The organism is Variovorax sp. P1_G12, from assembly GCF_056405555.1.
Genome location: NZ_JBFUBW010000009.1, coordinates 40,157 through 54,713 on the forward strand (window position 1 = coordinate 40,157; position 14,557 = coordinate 54,713).

The 14,557-nt window shown below is 68.5% G+C and carries 15 protein-coding genes; 8 read left to right on the forward strand and 7 right to left on the reverse strand.

The window, feature by feature from the left end:
- Nucleotides 1-18: 18 nt before the first annotated feature.
- Nucleotides 19-528 carry a DUF2231 domain-containing protein gene (locus AC1D2O_RS12125; RefSeq protein WP_478087610.1) on the forward strand — a complete coding sequence of 170 codons (510 nt, stop codon included), beginning with the start codon at nt 19-21 and terminating at the stop codon, nt 526-528.
- On the opposite strand, the gene AC1D2O_RS12130 is transcribed toward AC1D2O_RS12125, so the two are convergent.
- Nucleotides 492-1,004 carry a CopD family protein gene (locus AC1D2O_RS12130; protein WP_478087608.1) on the reverse strand — a complete coding sequence of 171 codons (513 nt, stop codon included), beginning with the start codon at nt 1,002-1,004 and terminating at the stop codon, nt 492-494. The two genes, AC1D2O_RS12125 and AC1D2O_RS12130, sit on opposite strands and share 37 nt — an antisense overlap.
- Nucleotides 1,001-1,723 (reverse strand): cytochrome c oxidase assembly protein, encoded by a 723-nt coding sequence (locus AC1D2O_RS12135; RefSeq protein WP_478087607.1) that lies wholly within the window; start codon nt 1,721-1,723, stop codon nt 1,001-1,003. The genes AC1D2O_RS12130 and AC1D2O_RS12135 overlap by 4 nt, the downstream gene beginning before the upstream one ends.
- A 277-nt stretch (nt 1,724-2,000) precedes the next feature.
- Between AC1D2O_RS12135 and AC1D2O_RS12140 the strand changes: the two genes are divergently transcribed.
- Complete coding sequence (locus tag AC1D2O_RS12140; RefSeq protein WP_478157072.1) at nt 2,001-3,050, forward strand: serine/threonine protein kinase; 1,050 nt, start codon at nt 2,001-2,003, stop codon at nt 3,048-3,050.
- A gap of 79 nt (nt 3,051-3,129) precedes the next feature.
- On the opposite strand, the gene AC1D2O_RS12145 is transcribed toward AC1D2O_RS12140, so the two are convergent.
- Nucleotides 3,130-4,023 (reverse strand): LysR family transcriptional regulator, encoded by an 894-nt coding sequence (locus tag AC1D2O_RS12145; RefSeq protein WP_478087604.1) that lies wholly within the window; start codon nt 4,021-4,023, stop codon nt 3,130-3,132.
- A gap of 105 nt (nt 4,024-4,128) precedes the next feature.
- Between AC1D2O_RS12145 and AC1D2O_RS12150 the strand changes: the two genes are divergently transcribed.
- From AC1D2O_RS12150 to AC1D2O_RS12170, 5 genes are all read left to right on the forward strand, one after another.
- Complete coding sequence (locus tag AC1D2O_RS12150; RefSeq protein WP_478157074.1) at nt 4,129-5,844, forward strand: acyl-CoA dehydrogenase family protein; 1,716 nt, start codon at nt 4,129-4,131, stop codon at nt 5,842-5,844.
- Between the two features lie 33 nt (nt 5,845-5,877).
- Nucleotides 5,878-6,864 carry a Bug family tripartite tricarboxylate transporter substrate binding protein gene (locus AC1D2O_RS12155; protein WP_478157076.1) on the forward strand — a complete coding sequence of 329 codons (987 nt, stop codon included), beginning with the start codon at nt 5,878-5,880 and terminating at the stop codon, nt 6,862-6,864.
- Nucleotides 6,865-6,892: 28 nt separating this feature from the next.
- Nucleotides 6,893-7,873: a tripartite tricarboxylate transporter substrate binding protein gene (locus AC1D2O_RS12160; protein ID WP_478087598.1), complete on the forward strand. Its 981-nt coding sequence runs from the start codon at nt 6,893-6,895 to the stop codon at nt 7,871-7,873.
- Nucleotides 7,874-7,938: 65 nt separating this feature from the next.
- Nucleotides 7,939-8,313 carry a PaaI family thioesterase gene (locus AC1D2O_RS12165; protein ID WP_478087618.1) on the forward strand — a complete coding sequence of 125 codons (375 nt, stop codon included), beginning with the start codon at nt 7,939-7,941 and terminating at the stop codon, nt 8,311-8,313.
- 42 nt (nt 8,314-8,355) lie between these two features.
- Nucleotides 8,356-9,477 (forward strand): CaiB/BaiF CoA transferase family protein, encoded by a 1,122-nt coding sequence (locus tag AC1D2O_RS12170; protein WP_478087596.1) that lies wholly within the window; start codon nt 8,356-8,358, stop codon nt 9,475-9,477.
- Here AC1D2O_RS12170 and AC1D2O_RS12175 read toward each other — a convergent pair.
- Both AC1D2O_RS12175 and AC1D2O_RS12180 read right to left on the reverse strand, forming a co-directional pair.
- The gene (locus tag AC1D2O_RS12175; protein WP_478157078.1) at nt 9,474-10,472 is read right to left on the reverse strand and encodes a DUF1214 domain-containing protein; all 999 of its coding nucleotides are present in this window, start codon (nt 10,470-10,472) and stop codon (nt 9,474-9,476) included. The two genes, AC1D2O_RS12170 and AC1D2O_RS12175, sit on opposite strands and share 4 nt — an antisense overlap.
- A gap of 213 nt (nt 10,473-10,685) precedes the next feature.
- Nucleotides 10,686-10,961 carry a metal/formaldehyde-sensitive transcriptional repressor gene (locus tag AC1D2O_RS12180; RefSeq protein ID WP_478087593.1) on the reverse strand — a complete coding sequence of 92 codons (276 nt, stop codon included), beginning with the start codon at nt 10,959-10,961 and terminating at the stop codon, nt 10,686-10,688.
- Nucleotides 10,962-11,008: 47 nt separating this feature from the next.
- On the opposite strand from AC1D2O_RS12180, the gene dmeF reads away from it, so the two are divergent.
- Complete coding sequence (gene dmeF / locus AC1D2O_RS12185; RefSeq protein WP_478087591.1) at nt 11,009-12,019, forward strand: CDF family Co(II)/Ni(II) efflux transporter DmeF; 1,011 nt, start codon at nt 11,009-11,011, stop codon at nt 12,017-12,019.
- On the opposite strand, the gene AC1D2O_RS12190 is transcribed toward dmeF, so the two are convergent.
- Nucleotides 11,964-12,428, reverse strand: coding sequence for an EVE domain-containing protein (locus tag AC1D2O_RS12190; protein ID WP_478087590.1), 465 nt, complete (start codon nt 12,426-12,428; stop codon nt 11,964-11,966). The genes dmeF and AC1D2O_RS12190 overlap by 56 nt on opposite strands.
- A gap of 23 nt (nt 12,429-12,451) precedes the next feature.
- Nucleotides 12,452-14,494 (reverse strand): molecular chaperone HtpG, encoded by a 2,043-nt coding sequence (gene htpG / locus AC1D2O_RS12195; protein ID WP_478087589.1) that lies wholly within the window; start codon nt 14,492-14,494, stop codon nt 12,452-12,454.
- Between the last annotated feature and the right edge of the window lie 63 nt (nt 14,495-14,557).

Genomic DNA, 14,557 nt, shown 5'->3' on the forward strand with positions numbered 1-14,557 from the left:
CTGCAAAGGAGAAGAACCATGGCGGACACAGGCGACAGGTCTCAACCCCGGAGCGAAGTTCTGCTGGAACTGCAGCGGCTCGACGTCGGCTCCGCGGTCGCGCTGGTGGGCCATCCGTTGCACGTGATGCTGGTGCATTTCCCGGTCGCGTTCGTGGTCGCAACCCTCGGCGTCGACGTCTTCTACTGGTGGTCGGGCGATGTCTTCTGGCTGCGTGCAGGCCTGTGGTCGGCCGGCATGGCATTCTGGAGCGGCGTCGCCGCGAGCCTCGTCGGCACCGGCGAGCTGCTGCTGGTGCGCGGCATCCGCCTGCACGAGGCCAGTTGGTCGCACGCCATCGCGGCGATGACGCTGGTCGCGATCGCCGGGGCCAGCTGGGGCCTGCGCCTGACCGATCCGGCCTCCGTGCTGCCGCACGGCCTGGTGCTGTCGGTGCTGGCTTCGGTCATGGTCGGATTCGCCGGCTGGCACGGCGGCAAACTGGTGTTCGATCATGGGATCGGCATCCTCGTGTCGCCGAAGGACTGATGCCACAGGCGTGAGAGCCCGCCGGGCTCGAACAGGTGCGTCGCGAACTGGTTCGAGTCGATCTGGGGCTTGGCCAGCACGACCCAGACGATGGCGACGATCAACACCGCGTAGGTGCCCGACAGCGCCACGAACGAGAACCGCCCGAAGCGGCCCTGGGGCGAGAACAGCTGGTGCACCACCAGGCCGGCGACCACATGCAGCATCGCCATGATGCCCACCAGCACCATCTTGATGGAGAACCATTCCTCGAAGGTGGCCTGAAGGAAGATCAGCGCCGTTCCGCTGGCGATGGCGAAGAAGGCGGCCGGCGAGGTCAGCTCCACATACACGAGGCGGACGATCCGGTGCAGCCGGTCCAGATCCGCACCGGCCTCGAGAGCGCGGCGCTGCCAGAACAGGAAGGGCAAGGCGAGCAGGCCGCCCGACCAGATCGCAATCGCGGCCAGGTGAATGAACTTCAGGGCCGTCGTCACAAGGCGGCCTCGGTGGGCCGCAGGCTCGACCAGGCAAGCCAGAGGCCGGCGGCCAGGTAGGGCAGCATCGCCGGCACCCACATCAGGAGCCCGGCGAGCTGCTGGTCGGCCAGCGGCGTGAAGCCCCAGGCCAGGGTGCTCGCGAAATGCACCGGGTAGAGCGGCACCGAGGCGAAGACGATCAGGGCGCCGAGCAGGCCCATCTGCCCGATGGTCACCCCGAGCGCCACCAGCGCGGTGCCCGGTGGCGTGGCCGGCGACAGGATCGCCCGCCACATCAGCCAGCCGCTGCCCAGCAGCGACAGCTGCATCAGCCAATAGCCCGGCACGCTGGCGAGACCCCAGGCATAGGGCCCCGGCGCATGCCAGAGCCACAGGGTGACCGCATGGGCCGCGACCCACATGGCGAGCGGCACAGGGCCGGCGCGCCGCTGAGGAAAGGCGAGCGCCAGCAGAGGCGCCACGGCGCTCACGAGAATGACGTGATGCAGCACGCGCACCGAGAAGAGCGCCGACGACAGGGCGCACAAGGGCGAGACGAAGACCACGGCCATCAGCGCGATGGCGCCCCAGCCTGCGCGAGCATCGGACGAGCGACCGCGAACGACCACGAAGGCCAGCGCCGCAAGCGCAGCGATCAGCAGCGGATCGGCATTCCAGCGCGACCACACTTCGTCAGGGACCGCGGCGGCGCCGCAGTAGGCGATCATTGAATTCATCATGGCTCGCTTGTTCTTCCGCCGTTCCGCAACTGCGGATACGAGGCGGGCTGCCCGGCTTGAAAAAATACTAGCGCAGGCCGCGGCGCCCGTCGCAGGGTTCGACACGCATGACAAACGCCCACTTCTGTGCAATGCCTGTGGCACGGCGCCTCACGGGTCGCCACGGTTCAACGGCAGCCACCCAGGCGACGCTGCACTGTCGTCCCAAGCAGGGCAAAAATCAAGCTGCGGCATGAAAGCCGGGCACTCGCCCGCCAGGCCCGACAATGTCGGGGTGTCTCCCTCCCCCACTCCTTCCCCGCCATCGGCCTCGGCCGCTCATCCCTACGAGAGCCTCACGCCCGACGTGGTGCTCGATGCGCTCGCCACACTGGACATGCATGGAGACGGGCGGCTCACCGCCCTGAACTCCTACGAGAACCGCGTCTACCAGGTCCATCTCGAAGACCGCAGCGCGGTGGTCGTCAAGTTCTACCGGCCTGGCCGCTGGGACGATGCCGCGATCCTCGAGGAACACGGCTTCGCGCTCGAGCTCGCCGCGGCCGAGGTGCCCGCCGTGGCGCCGCTGGCGGTCGATGGCCACACCTTGCACCGGCATGGCGGCTTCGCCTTCAGCGTCAGCCCGTACCGCGGCGGACGGGCGCCGGAACTCGAGGACTTCGAGGTGCTCGAGTGGGTCGGCCGCTTTCTGGCGCGCATCCACGCCATCGGCGCGCAAAAGCCCTTCGAGGCGCGCCCGACGCTCGACCTCCAGACCTTCGGCATCGCCTCGCGCGACTGGCTGCTGGGCCACCAGATGGTGCCGCTCGATGTCCAGCGCGAATGGGAGACGGCCTGCAACGCGGCCTTCGAGATGATCGCAGCCACCGCGCTCGGCGCCCGCCACGACGGCGACAACGACTCGGCGCTGAAGAAGCTGCGGCTGCACGGCGACGTGCACCCCGGCAACATCCTCTGGACGCCCACCGACCGGCCGGACGGTGGCCCGCATTTCGTCGATCTCGACGATGCCCGCACCGGCTTCGCGGTGCAAGACCTGTGGATGCTGCTCTCCGGCGACCGCGCCCAGCGCACTGCGCAGTTGAGCGGACTGCTCGACGGCTACGAACAGTTCCGCGACTTCGACCGCCGCGAGCTGGCGCTGATCGAGCCGCTGCGCACGCTGCGCCTGATCCACTACAGCGCCTGGCTGGCGCGGCGCTGGGAAGATCCGATCTTCCCGATCAACTTCCCGTGGTTCGGCTCGAGCGACTACTGGAAGGGCCAGATCCTGATGCTGCAGGAGCAGTGCGAGCAGATGGCCGAAGAGCCGCTCTACGCATAGGCCCCCACGCTCCCTCACTGCGTGTGGTCGCTGCCCCCCGAGGGGGCCGCAGGCCGCCTTGGGGCGGCCCGGCGCCGGCCTAGTCGCCCGGCGCAGGCACGGCTGCCTGCACCGCGCGCAGGAAGCCCTGCACCACCGCGTTCTCGGGCCCCTCGCGCCAGACGCAATAGGCGTCGGAGCGCGACACCTCTTCCTCCAGCGGCCGGAACACCGCGCCGCGCAGCGCCGCGTGCCGCAAGGCGCTCGGCACCAGCGCCACGCCCATGCCCTGCGACACCAGCGACACGACCGAGAGCCAGTGGCGCACCTCGTGCCGCACCTCGGGCCGGAAGCCCGCATCGGCGCAGATCGAGAGGATGCGCTCGTGGTAGTCGGGCGAGGCATTGCGAGAAAACAGCACGAAAGGTTCGTCGCGCAGGCTCGCGGTGGCGACCTTGCGCCTCCGTGCGAGCCGGTGCCCGACCGGCAGGCAGGCCACGAAAGGCTCCGACACCAGCAGCGCATGGCGAAGCTCAGCGGGCATGCGGCTGGTGTGGACGAAGCCGACATCGAGCCGGTCGTGCAGCAACTCGGCGATCTGCTCGCCCGAGTTGAGCTCGGCCAGCGTGATGCGCACCGCCGGGTGTTTCGCCTGGAACTTGGCGAGCGCCTGCGGCAGGCCCCGGTAGAGCATGGCGCCGACGAAGCCGATGCGCAGGCGGCCCGCCGAGCCCTGCGAGACGTCGCGGGCCTCCAGCGCGGCCTCCTCCGCCTGGCGCAGCAGCAGGCGCGCCGAGTTCTGCAGCACGCCGCCGGCGGGCGTGAGCCGCACTTCCTTGCTGTTGCGCTCGAACAGCCGCGCGCCGACGGATTCTTCCAGCTGGCGGATCGCGACGCTCAGCGGCGGCTGCGAGATCGCGAGCCGCCGCGCCGCCCGGCCGAAATGCAGCTCCTCGGCCAGGACGACGAAATAACGCAGATGACGCAGTTCCATGCGGCTCAGTTTTTCACAATAGGCAAATCAAATCAATCAAGACGTATCTGATATTGGACAGGAATCGTCAACGGCGGAAAGATGCGGCCGACAAGGAGACCCGACATGTCCAGTACCGCTGCGCCCCGCGTCGATGCCGCCGCCCATCCCGTGCCCGACCGCCACGGACAGAACCTCTTCACCACCGACACCGAGCTGCACAAGCTGCTGGCGCTCTACCTGCCGCGCGAGCTGCTGCAGCACATGCGACCGCACTTCGAGCGCCTGGGCGCCCTGGCCGGCGGCCCGCTCGACGAACTCGCGCAGACCGCCGACAAGAACCCGCCGACGCTGTCGCTGCGCACCCGCACCGGCATCGACGACCAGAAGGTGATCAAGCATCCCGCCTACATCGAGATGGAGCGGCTCGCGCTGAGCGAATTCGGCCTGGCCGCGATCTCGCACCGCGACGAGACCCTGGGCTGGAAGGGCAAGATGCCGCCGCTGGTCAAGTACGTGCTGACCTACCTCTTCGTGCAGGCCGAGTTCGGCCTGTGCTGCCCGGTCTCGATGACCGACTCGCTGGCGCGCACGCTCAAGAAGTACGGCAGCCCCGAACTGGTGGCGCGCTTTCTCCCGCGCTTCCAGTCGCTCGACTTCGACACGCTGGCCCAGGGCGCGATGTTCATGACGGAGCAGGCGGCCGGCTCCGACATCGCAGCGACCGTCACGCGCGCCTGGCAGGACGAGGCCGGCCAATGGCGCCTCGGCGGCGACAAGTGGTTCTGCTCCAACCCCGACGCCGACTTCGCGATGGTGCTGGCGCGCGCCGACGACGCCCCGGCCGGCATGAAGGGCGTGTCGCTGTTCCTGCTGCCGAAGCGGCTCGACGACGGCAGCGCCAACCACTACCGGATCCTGCGCCTCAAGGACAAGCTGGGCACGCGCTCGATGGCCAGCGGCGAGATCCGGCTCGAAGGCGCGGTGGCGTACCTGGTGGGCGAGGCCGGCCGCGGCTTCCAGCAGATGGCCGACATGGTCAACAACTCCCGCCTGTCGAACGGCGTGCGCGCTGCCGGCCTGATGCGTCGCGCGGTGGCCGAGGCCGAATACGTGGCCGGCGAGCGCCGCGCCTTCGGCCGCCGGCTGGCCGACATGCCGCTGATGCAGCGCCAGCTGCAGAAGCTCAGGCTGCCGGCCGAGCAGTCGCGCACCATGGTGTTCCAGACCGCGCTGGCGCTGGCGCGCTCGGACGGCGGCGACAAGGCGGCCTACCCGCTGCTGCGCATCCTGACGCCGCTCATCAAGTTCCGCGCCTGCCGCGACGCCCGCAAGGTCACCGGCGACGCGATGGAAGTGCGCGGCGGCTGCGGCTACATCGAGGAATGGAGCGACCCGCGCCTGGTGCGCGACGCCCATCTCGGTTCGATCTGGGAGGGCACCAGCAACATCGTCGCGCTCGACGTGATCCGCGCGGTCAAGCGCGAGGAATCGCTGCCGGCGCTGCAGGCGCACTTCGGTGCGCTGCTGGACGACATGGCCGTGCCGCCGGCCTTCGCCCAGGCCCTGCGCGAAGCACTGGTGCGGGCGTCGGCATTGACCGCCACCGCGGCGCACGAGGGTGGCGACGTGCTCGCACGCCAGGCGGCCTCGGCGCTCTATCACACCTGCAGCGCGATCGCGATGGCCTGGGAGGGCGTGCGCGGCGGCTCGGCGCAGCGAGTCGAGTGGGCGCAGCTGGTGCTGTTGCACCGCGTGCTGCCGCGCGACCCTCTGGCGCCGGATGGCGTGCCGGCGTCCTGGAGCGCCGCAGCACCGGAGAAGCACGCGGCCACCGCCTGACGCGCGGCGAAGACAAGAAATCAAGGAGACCACATGAAACTGCTCAAGACCCTCATCCTCGCCGCCGGCGTCGCCGTGCTGCCGGTGCTGCCCGTACTGTCGACGGCACACGCGCAGGGCTTCCCGACCAAGCCCATCTCGCTGATCATCCCGTTCCCGCCGGGCGGACCGACCGACGCGATGGCGCGCACGCTGGCGGCCGAGATCCGGGACCAGCTCGGGCAGCCCGTGATCGTCGAGAACCGCGCCGGCGCCGGCGGCAACATCGGCGCCGACTTCGTGGCGCGCGCCGAACCCGACGGCCACACGCTGATGTTCGGCACCTCGGGTCCGCTGGCGATCAATTCGAGCCTCTACCGCAAGATCAGCTACGACCCGGTCAAGAGCTTCACGCCGGTGATCCAGGTCGGCCATCTGCCCAACATCCTGGTCGTGAACCCGGCGGTGCCCGCGAAGGACGTGCGCGAGCTCATCGCCTACGCCAAGGCCAACCCGGGCAAGCTCAGCTATGCATCGTCGGGCAACGGCGCCTCCTCGCACCTGGCGGGCGTGCTGTTCAACGGCATCGCCGGCACCGACCTGCAGCACATCCCCTACAAAGGCACCGGCCCCGCGCTCAACGACCTGCTGGGCGGCCAGGTGTCGATGAGCTTCACCGACGTCCTGACCGCACTGCCGTACGTCAAGGCCGGCAAGCTGCGCGCGCTCGGCATCGCCACCGCGCAGCGCTCGCGGGCGCTCCCCGACCTGCCGACATTGGCCGAACAGGGTGTCACGGGCTACGACGTCAGCGTGTTCTTCGGCATCGTGGCGCCGGCCGGCACGCCGCCGGCCACGGTCGCAAAACTCAACAAGGCCTTCGCCGACGCGCTCGCCACACCCAAGGTGAAGCAACTGTTCGCCTCCCAAGGCCTGGAGCCGGCAGCGGACGGTTCGCCGGAGCAGCTCGGCCGCTTCATCGTGTCCGAGACCGCGAAGTGGAAGGACGTGGTGAAGAAGTCCGGCGCCCAGCTGGACTGATGTCGCCGGCCCCCGAGGAGACAAGAAAGTGAAATGGCTGTCACGCATGCGCCTTCACGGGCGCTACCCTCTCGCTGCCGCGGCACTGTGCTTCGCTGCGGCGGCGACCGGGCAGACCTATCCGCAGCGACCGATCACGCTGGTCGTTCCCTACGCGCCGGGCGGCCCCACGGACCAGCATGTGCGTGCGCTGGCCGACGAGGCAGGCAAGATCCTGGGGCAACCCATCGTGATGGACAACCGGCCCGGCGCCAGCGGAACCAATGGCGCCGCGGCATTGACCCGCGCCGCGCCCGACGGCTACACGCTGGCGGTGCTGCCGGCGTCGGTCTATCGCGAGCCCTACATCAACAAGGTCCCGTTCGACCCGAGGACCAGCTTCTCCTACGTGGCCCTGCTGTCCGACTACGCCTTCGGACTGGCGGTGAAGGCCGATGCGCCCTGGAAGTCCTGGAAGGACTTCGCCGCCGACGCGGCCAAGCGACCCGGCAAGCTGAACGTCGGCGCCACCGGCGCGGTGGGAACGCCGCGCATCGTCATGGACGAGATCGGCGAGGCCGCCAAGCTGCAGTTCAACATGGTGCCGTTCAAGGGCGATGCCGATGTGACGAACGCCATCCTCGGCGGCCACATCGATGCGGCGCCCTTGTCGGGCGTGGCCGTGCCGCACATCGAGGCCGGCAAGATGCGCTACCTGGCGATGCTCACGCCGCAGCGCGTCAAGCGCTACCCGACCCTGCCGACCATGAAGGACGAGGGCATCGACGCCTTCATCGATTCGCCCTATGGCATCGCCGGACCCGCCGGCATGGATCCGGCCCAGGTCAAGCGGGTGCAGGACGCGTTCAGGAAGGCACTGGAATCCCCGGCCAGCCAGCGCGTCCTCGACCAATTGAACCAGCCGGTCAACTACCTGGGCTCCGAGGACTACCGCGCGTACGCGCTCGCCAGCCATGCGCGCGAGAAGGGCCGCGTCGAGCGTCTGCGCCAGAAGGGGTTGCTCGATTGAACGCCGGTCGGTCACCTGCGAACACTTTCACGGAAGAAGGGCCCGGCCTGCTGTTCGGGCTGCCGATGCCGATGGTCCAGGCCTTCGGCCTGCGCGGCGAACAGATCGGACACGACAGCGCGCGCGTGCGCATGCCCTTCGACCCGATGCACACCAACAGCCGCGGCGATGTGCATGGCGGCGCCCTGGCCGTGCTGCTCGACTGCGCGCTGTCCAGCGCAGTACGCGCGCACGCGCCGACGCAGTTCGGCGTGGTGACGATCGACATCACGGTCCATTTCATCGCGCCGTCGAGCGGCGACGTGATCGCCTCCGCCTCCTGCCAGCGACGCGGCCGCTCGCTGTGCTTCGCGAGCGGCGAAGTGCGCGATACCCAGGGCGAACTGCTGGCGCTGGCCACAGGCACCTTCAAGCTGGTCGAACGCACCGCGGTGGCCTGAACCCAACGGCCTGCATCTTTTCTCTCATCCAAGGAAAACCCCATGACCGCGACTGCCAACACCGGCGCACTGGCCGGCATCCGCGTGCTCGACATCTCGCGCATCCTCGGCGGCCCGTACTGCGGCCAGATCCTCGGCGACCATGGCGCCGACGTGCTCAAGGTCGAGCCGCCGCAGGGCGACGACACGCGCACCTGGGGCCCGCCCTTCAAGGACGGCGTGGCTTCCTACTACCACGGGCTCAACCGCAACAAGCGCACGATGACGCTCGACCTGGGCAGCGAGGCCGGGCGCGAGGCGCTGCTGGCGCTGGTGGCCGAGGCCGACGTGCTGGTCGAGAACTTCAAGACCGGCACCATGGAACGCTGGGGCATCGGCTACGACGCGCTGTCGAAGCGCTTTCCGCGGCTGGTCTGGTGCCGCGTGTCGGGCTTCGGCGCCGACGGGCCGCTCGGCGCCCTGCCGGGCTACGACGCCGCGGTGCAGGCGCTGACCGGCATCATGAGCATCAACGGCGAGGCCGATGGCGGGCCGCTGCGCGTCGGGCTGCCGGTGGTCGACATGGTGACCGGGCTCAACGCGGTGATCGGCGTGCTGCTCGCGCTGCAGGAGCGCCAGCGCAGCGGACGCGGCCAGTTCGTCGAGGCGGCGCTGTACGACAGCGGCCTGTCGCTGCTGCATCCGCACGCAGCCAACTGGTTCCTCGACGGCCAGCCGCCGCGCCGCACCGGCAACGCGCATCCGAACATCTATCCCTACGACGCGCTCAAGACCGGCACCGATCCGATCTTCCTGGCGGTCGGCAACGACCGACAGTTCGCGAGCTTCTGCAACTGCATCGGCCTGCCCGAGCTCAGCGACGATCCGCTCTACCGCGACGCTGGTCTGCGCTCAGTCCATCGCGAAAGCCTGAAACAGCGTCTCGAGGCGCAGCTGGCGACCTTCGACGGCCGCCAGCTGGTCGACCAGCTCATGGCTGCGGGCGTGCCGGCGGCACCCGTGCTGTCGGTCGACGCGGCGCTCGAACACCCGCACACCGCGCACCGCGGCATGGTGGTCGAGATGGCAGGCGGCTACCGCGGCATCGGTGCGCCCGTGAAACTGAGCCGTACGCCGGCCAGCTACCGGCATGCGCCGCTGACGCCGGGAGAGAAGTTCGTCTAGCGTGCAGCCGCTACCGGCCGAGGCTCCGGAAAGGTCCAGGCGCCGCTGAGGATCTCGGCGCGCGGACGGTACAGGCGCACCGTGTAGTTCCAGCCGTTGGTGATGGGCAGGCAGTTGGGGGTCGACGCGTCGCAACCACCGAACTGGATGGCGATCGAGCCGTCGTCGCCCTTCTTCGCCGTGAGGTTGTTGAGCGCGTACGCGTTGGCCGGATTCTTCTGGAAGTAGCCCTCGGCGTTGTAGACGCTCACCGACCAGAAGGCGTCCACGGGCACCTCCTTGACGTCGAGGCGATAGACCGTGCTGCCGTCGTTCTTCGCCGGCGTGACGTTGAGATAGGTGGCATCCTTGTCGGGATTGCCGCCCCAGGCCGCCGCCGTTGCAATCAGGCGCCGCACCGGATCGACTTCTGCCTTGGTGCCGAACGCCTTCTTGAAATCCGGCAGGGTCGAGGACAGCACCAGCAGTGCCTCGCGGACCTTCTTCTGACTCGCGGCATCCCAGTTGGGCAGCTCGAGCTTGCCCGGCGCCTTCTGACTGACCTGGATGGCGTCCTGCAGCGCGTGCACCTGCTTGATGTCGTCCGGGCTGCTCGGGTCGACCAGCGTGCGGATCGCGGTGACCACATAGCGCGATCCGACGTTCTCGCGCGTCAGGGTGTGCGTGCCCGCGCCGTAGAACACGTTCGGCACGTAGTGGTCCTCGTTGATGACCTGCAGCGCCATGAAGCGCGGGCCGGAATCGGGCATCGTGATCGTCACCGGTCCGGCGTCGAGATCGAAGACGCCGGACGAATACAGCGTGTCGCGGTTGAGGCGGATCACGGTCTGGTGATCGATCGACGCCGGCTCGCGGCGATGCAGGAGCTTGCCCAGGCCGCCCTGCTTGGCGAGGGCGCCGACATACAGGTCGGTTTCCGCGCGCACGAAGTTGTCGGCCGTGACTGCGACCGCCTGGCCGGCGGACGGGGATTGCGATTGGGCGGGTTGGGTCATGGCGAGCGCTGCGGCGGCGATGCAGAGAGTTGCGAAGGGGCGGTCGAGAAGGTGGGGCATCACCCCAGCATAGATGAAGCCGGGTGCAAATTCACTTGCACCAAGGTGCAGGCCGGATGGCATGCCTGTGCAATTGCGCGCCCCCCTGTGCGGCTTCCCGAGCCAGGTCGCCAAGCGTGGCGCCGGGCGCGGGCAGGCGTCCCGCGGCGGGGCCTACTTCAGATAGGACCGCAGCGCCGCCACCACCGCCTCCGTGTCCTCGGCGCGCTGCGCCTCGTCGCTCGCGTTCGCGCCCAGATGCTCCCGGATGTGGCCTTCGAGCACCTCCAGCATCAGCCCGTTGACGGCGCCGCGTATTGCCGCGATCTGCTGCAGGATCGCCATGCATTCGGTTCCCTCGCCCAGCGAACTCTCCAACGCGGCTGTCTGGCCCCTGATGCGGCGCACCCGCGCGAGCAGCTTCGCGCTTCCTGTGATGGTGTGGGTCATGCGCGAATTCTAGGGCGTGCGAATATACTGGGGTACAGTATATGACCATGCAGACCTCTCATGCCGCCCGGGGCTGGCAGCACCGCCACGTCTTCGACGAAAGCAATCCATTGGCCGAACGGGCCACGCTGTGGGCCGCGGCATTGACGGCGCTCATGATGGTGGTGGAGATCGCCGGCGGATGGGTCTTCAACTCGATGGCGCTGCTGGCCGATGGCTGGCACATGAGTTCGCATACCGTGGCCCTGGGCCTGTCGGTCGTCGCCTATGCGGCGGCCAGGCGATTCGCCGACGACCACCGCTTTGCCTTCGGCACCTGGAAGATCGAGGTCCTGGGCGGCTACACCAGCGCGATCCTGCTGGCCGGCGTGGCCGTGTCGATGCTCTACCAGTCGGTCGAGCGGCTGTTGGCCCCGAGCGCCATCCACTATGACCAGGCGATCGCGATCGCGATCCTGGGCCTGCTGGTGAACCTGGCGTGCGCCTGGCTGCTGCGCGGCGGCCACCATCACGACCATCACGACCATCACGACCATCATCACCACGATCACGTCGCGCACGGGCACCATGACCTGAACCTGCGCTCGGCCTACGTGCACGTGGTGGCGGACGCCGCCACCTCGGTGCTCGCGATCGTCGCCCTGTTCGGCGGCAAGCTGTGGGGCGCGAGCTGGCTGGACCCGGTGATGGGGATCGTCGGCGCCGTGCTGGTCGCCCTGTGGTCCTGGCGGCTGCTGCGCGATTCAGGCCGCGTGCTGCTCGACGCCGAGATGAACGCACCGGTGGTGGCCGAGATCCGCGAGGTCATCGAGGCCAGCCCGGTGCCGGCGACCCTCTGCGACCTCCACGTCTGGCGCGTGGGCAAGGGCAAGTACGCCTGCATCGTCTCGCTCGCCACCCACGGCGACGTGGGGCCCGACTACTTCAAGCAGCAATTGCGCATCCACGAAGAACTGGTCCACATCTCGGTCGAGGTGAACGATCCGGACGCGGCGGTGGACGTCAAGCCAGCATCCGCTCGGCAATCAGCTGCCAGTGGGCCGCATCGACCGGCGTGATCGACAGCCGGTTGCCCCTGCGCAGCACGAGCATGTCGGCCAGCGCGGGCGTCGCGCGCAACTCCGGCAACGAGAGCAGCCGGGTCTTGCGCAAGGCCTGCACGTCCAGCAGCAGCCAGCGCGGTTGTTCGGGCTTGGACGCCGCATCGAAGTAAGGCGAGGTCGGATCGAACTGCGTCGGGTCCGGCCGCGTGCCCGATGCCACGCGCGCGATGCCCACGATGCCGGGCTCGGGGCAACTGGAGTGATAGAACAGCACGCCGTCGCCGACCTGCATCGCATCGCGCATGAAGTTGCGCGCCTGGTAGCTGCGCACGCCGGTCCAGGGCACGGTCGCGCCGGGCGCTGCGAGCGCGTCGTCGATCGAGCACTCCTCAGGCTCGGACTTCATCAACCAGTATCCGGACATGGCGGCGTGGCGCGGCGCGCGTGTCAGACCAGCAAGGCGTTGACCCGGCGCACGTAGGCGGCGGGATCGGCCGGCAGGCCCCCTTCTGCCAGCAGCGCCTGGTCGAACAGGATGTGGGCCAGGTCGTCGAAATGCGCCGAGCCCTCCAGCTTCCTGACCAGCGGATGCTCGGCGTTGACTTCGAGCACCGGCTTGAGATCGGGCGCGGGCTGTCCGGCCTGCTTGAGCATGCGCGCGAGCTGGGTGCTCATGCCGCCGTCCTGCACCACCAGGCAGGCCGGCGAGTCGACCAGGCGGGTGGTGACGCGCACGTCCTCGGCCTTGTCCCTGAGCGCCTCCTTGAGCCGCTCCAGCAGCGGCTTGAAGGACTCGGCCGCTTCCTCGGCCGCCTTCTTCTCGGCCTCGTCCTGCAGCTTGCCCAGGTCGACCGCGCCCTTGGCCACGCTCTGCAGCGCGGTGCCGTCGAACTCGGTCAGGTAGTTGAGCGCCCACTCGTCGACGCGATCGGTCATCAGCAGCACCTCGATGCCCTTCTTCTTGAAGATCTCGAGCTGCGGGCTGTTCCTGGCGGCGGCCAGCGTGTCGGCCGTGATGTAGTAGATCGCGTCCTGGCCTTCCTTCATGCGCGACTTGTAGTCGGCGAAGCTCACGCTCGGGGTGTCGGTGGTGCTCGAGGCGAAGCGCAGCAGTTTCGCGATCCGGTCGCGGTTGCCGAAGTCTTCGCCCAGGCCTTCCTTGAGCACCGAGCCGAATTCGGCATAGAACCTGGCGTACTTGCCCGACTCGTCGGCGTACTCGGCCGCAGCCTCGGCCGCCGGCATGCTCTCGGTGGCCTTCTTGTCGACCACGTCGGTGACCCCTTCGGTCGGCTCGGGCGCGGGCACGGATTCGCCGGAGCCGACGTCGATCTTGCCTTCGCTGCTCTCGGACGCCGTCTTCTGCTTCTTGGCCAGGTCTTCGAGCATGCCGAGCACGCGCTTGGTGCTGCCCTCGCGGATCGCCTTGACGTCGCGGCTCTCCTGCAGCAGCTCGCGGCTGACGTTGAGCGGCAGGTCAGCCGAGTCGATCACGCCCTTGACGAAGCGCAGGTAGCTCGGCAGCAGCGCCTCGGCGTCGTCCATGATGAAGACGCGCTTGACGTAGAGCTTGACGCCCGCGCCCTTGTCGCGGTTCCACAGGTCCATCGGCGCCTTGGCCGGGATGTAGAGCAGCTGCGTGTATTCGGTGTTGCCTTCGACCCGGTTATGGCTCCAGGCCAGCGGGGCCTCGAAGTCGTGGCTGACGTTCTTGTAGAACTCGACGTACTGCTCTTCGCTGATGTCCTTCTTCGGCCGGCTCCAGAGCGCGTTGGCCTGGTTGACCGGCTCCCACTCGCCGGTCTTGACCATGGCGCCGCCCTTGTTCTCCTCGCCTTCCTTCCACTCTTCCTTCTCCATCAGGATCGGGAGCGAGATGTGGTCGGAGTACTTGCCGATGATCGACTTGAGCTTCCATGCGTTGAGGTAATCCCCGGCATCGTCGCGCAGGTGCAGGGTGACGCTGGTGCCGCGCTCGGGGCGGGTGATGGTGTCGACCTCGAAGTCGCCGGCGCCGCTGCTGACCCAGCGCACCCCCTCTTCGGCGGCCAGGCCGGCGCGGCGCGACTCGACCGTGATCCTGTCGGCCACGATGAAGCCCGAGTAGAAGCCGACGCCGAACTGGCCGATCAGCTGGGCGTCGGCCTTCTGGTCGCCCGACAACCTGCTCATGAATTCCTTCGTGCCGCTCTTGGCGATGGTGCCGAGGTGGTCGATGGCTTCCTGCTGGCTCATGCCGATGCCGCTGTCGGTGATGGTCAGGGTCTTGGCCTCGGCATCGAAGGCGACGCGCACTTCGAGCTTGGGCTGGTCCTCGAACAGCGCGGGCTGGTCGATGGCTTCGAAGCGCAGCTTGTCGCAGGCATCCGAGGCATTCGAGATCAGCTCGCGCAGGAAGATTTCCTTGTTCGAGTAGAGCGAATGCGTGACCAGGTGCAGCAACTGGGCGACTTCGGCCTGGAACGGGAGTTTGGTCTTGGAGATGGTCATGGCGCGAGAACAATCAAAGGGGGACAAACGGTTCGCCAGCGGCGAACGTTCAACTTTACAAGA

Coding starts and splice junctions, on each gene's coding strand:
- AC1D2O_RS12155 (WP_478157076.1), top strand. CDS start 5,878: ATGAAACTGCTCAAGACCCTCATCCTCGCCGCCGGCGTCGCCGTGCTG.
- AC1D2O_RS12125 (WP_478087610.1), top strand. CDS start 19: ATGGCGGACACAGGCGACAGGTCTCAACCCCGGAGCGAAGTTCTGCTG.
- AC1D2O_RS12165 (WP_478087618.1), top strand. CDS start 7,939: ATGCCGATGGTCCAGGCCTTCGGCCTGCGCGGCGAACAGATCGGACAC.
- AC1D2O_RS12180 (WP_478087593.1), bottom strand. CDS start 10,961: ATGACCCACACCATCACAGGAAGCGCGAAGCTGCTCGCGCGGGTGCGC.
- AC1D2O_RS12135 (WP_478087607.1), bottom strand. CDS start 1,723: ATGAATTCAATGATCGCCTACTGCGGCGCCGCCGCGGTCCCTGACGAA.
- AC1D2O_RS12190 (WP_478087590.1), bottom strand. CDS start 12,428: ATGTCCGGATACTGGTTGATGAAGTCCGAGCCTGAGGAGTGCTCGATC.
- htpG (WP_478087589.1), bottom strand. CDS start 14,494: ATGACCATCTCCAAGACCAAACTCCCGTTCCAGGCCGAAGTCGCCCAG.
- dmeF (WP_478087591.1), top strand. CDS start 11,009: ATGCAGACCTCTCATGCCGCCCGGGGCTGGCAGCACCGCCACGTCTTC.
- AC1D2O_RS12145 (WP_478087604.1), bottom strand. CDS start 4,023: ATGGAACTGCGTCATCTGCGTTATTTCGTCGTCCTGGCCGAGGAGCTG.
- AC1D2O_RS12170 (WP_478087596.1), top strand. CDS start 8,356: ATGACCGCGACTGCCAACACCGGCGCACTGGCCGGCATCCGCGTGCTC.
- AC1D2O_RS12150 (WP_478157074.1), top strand. CDS start 4,129: ATGTCCAGTACCGCTGCGCCCCGCGTCGATGCCGCCGCCCATCCCGTG.
- AC1D2O_RS12175 (WP_478157078.1), bottom strand. CDS start 10,472: ATGACCCAACCCGCCCAATCGCAATCCCCGTCCGCCGGCCAGGCGGTC.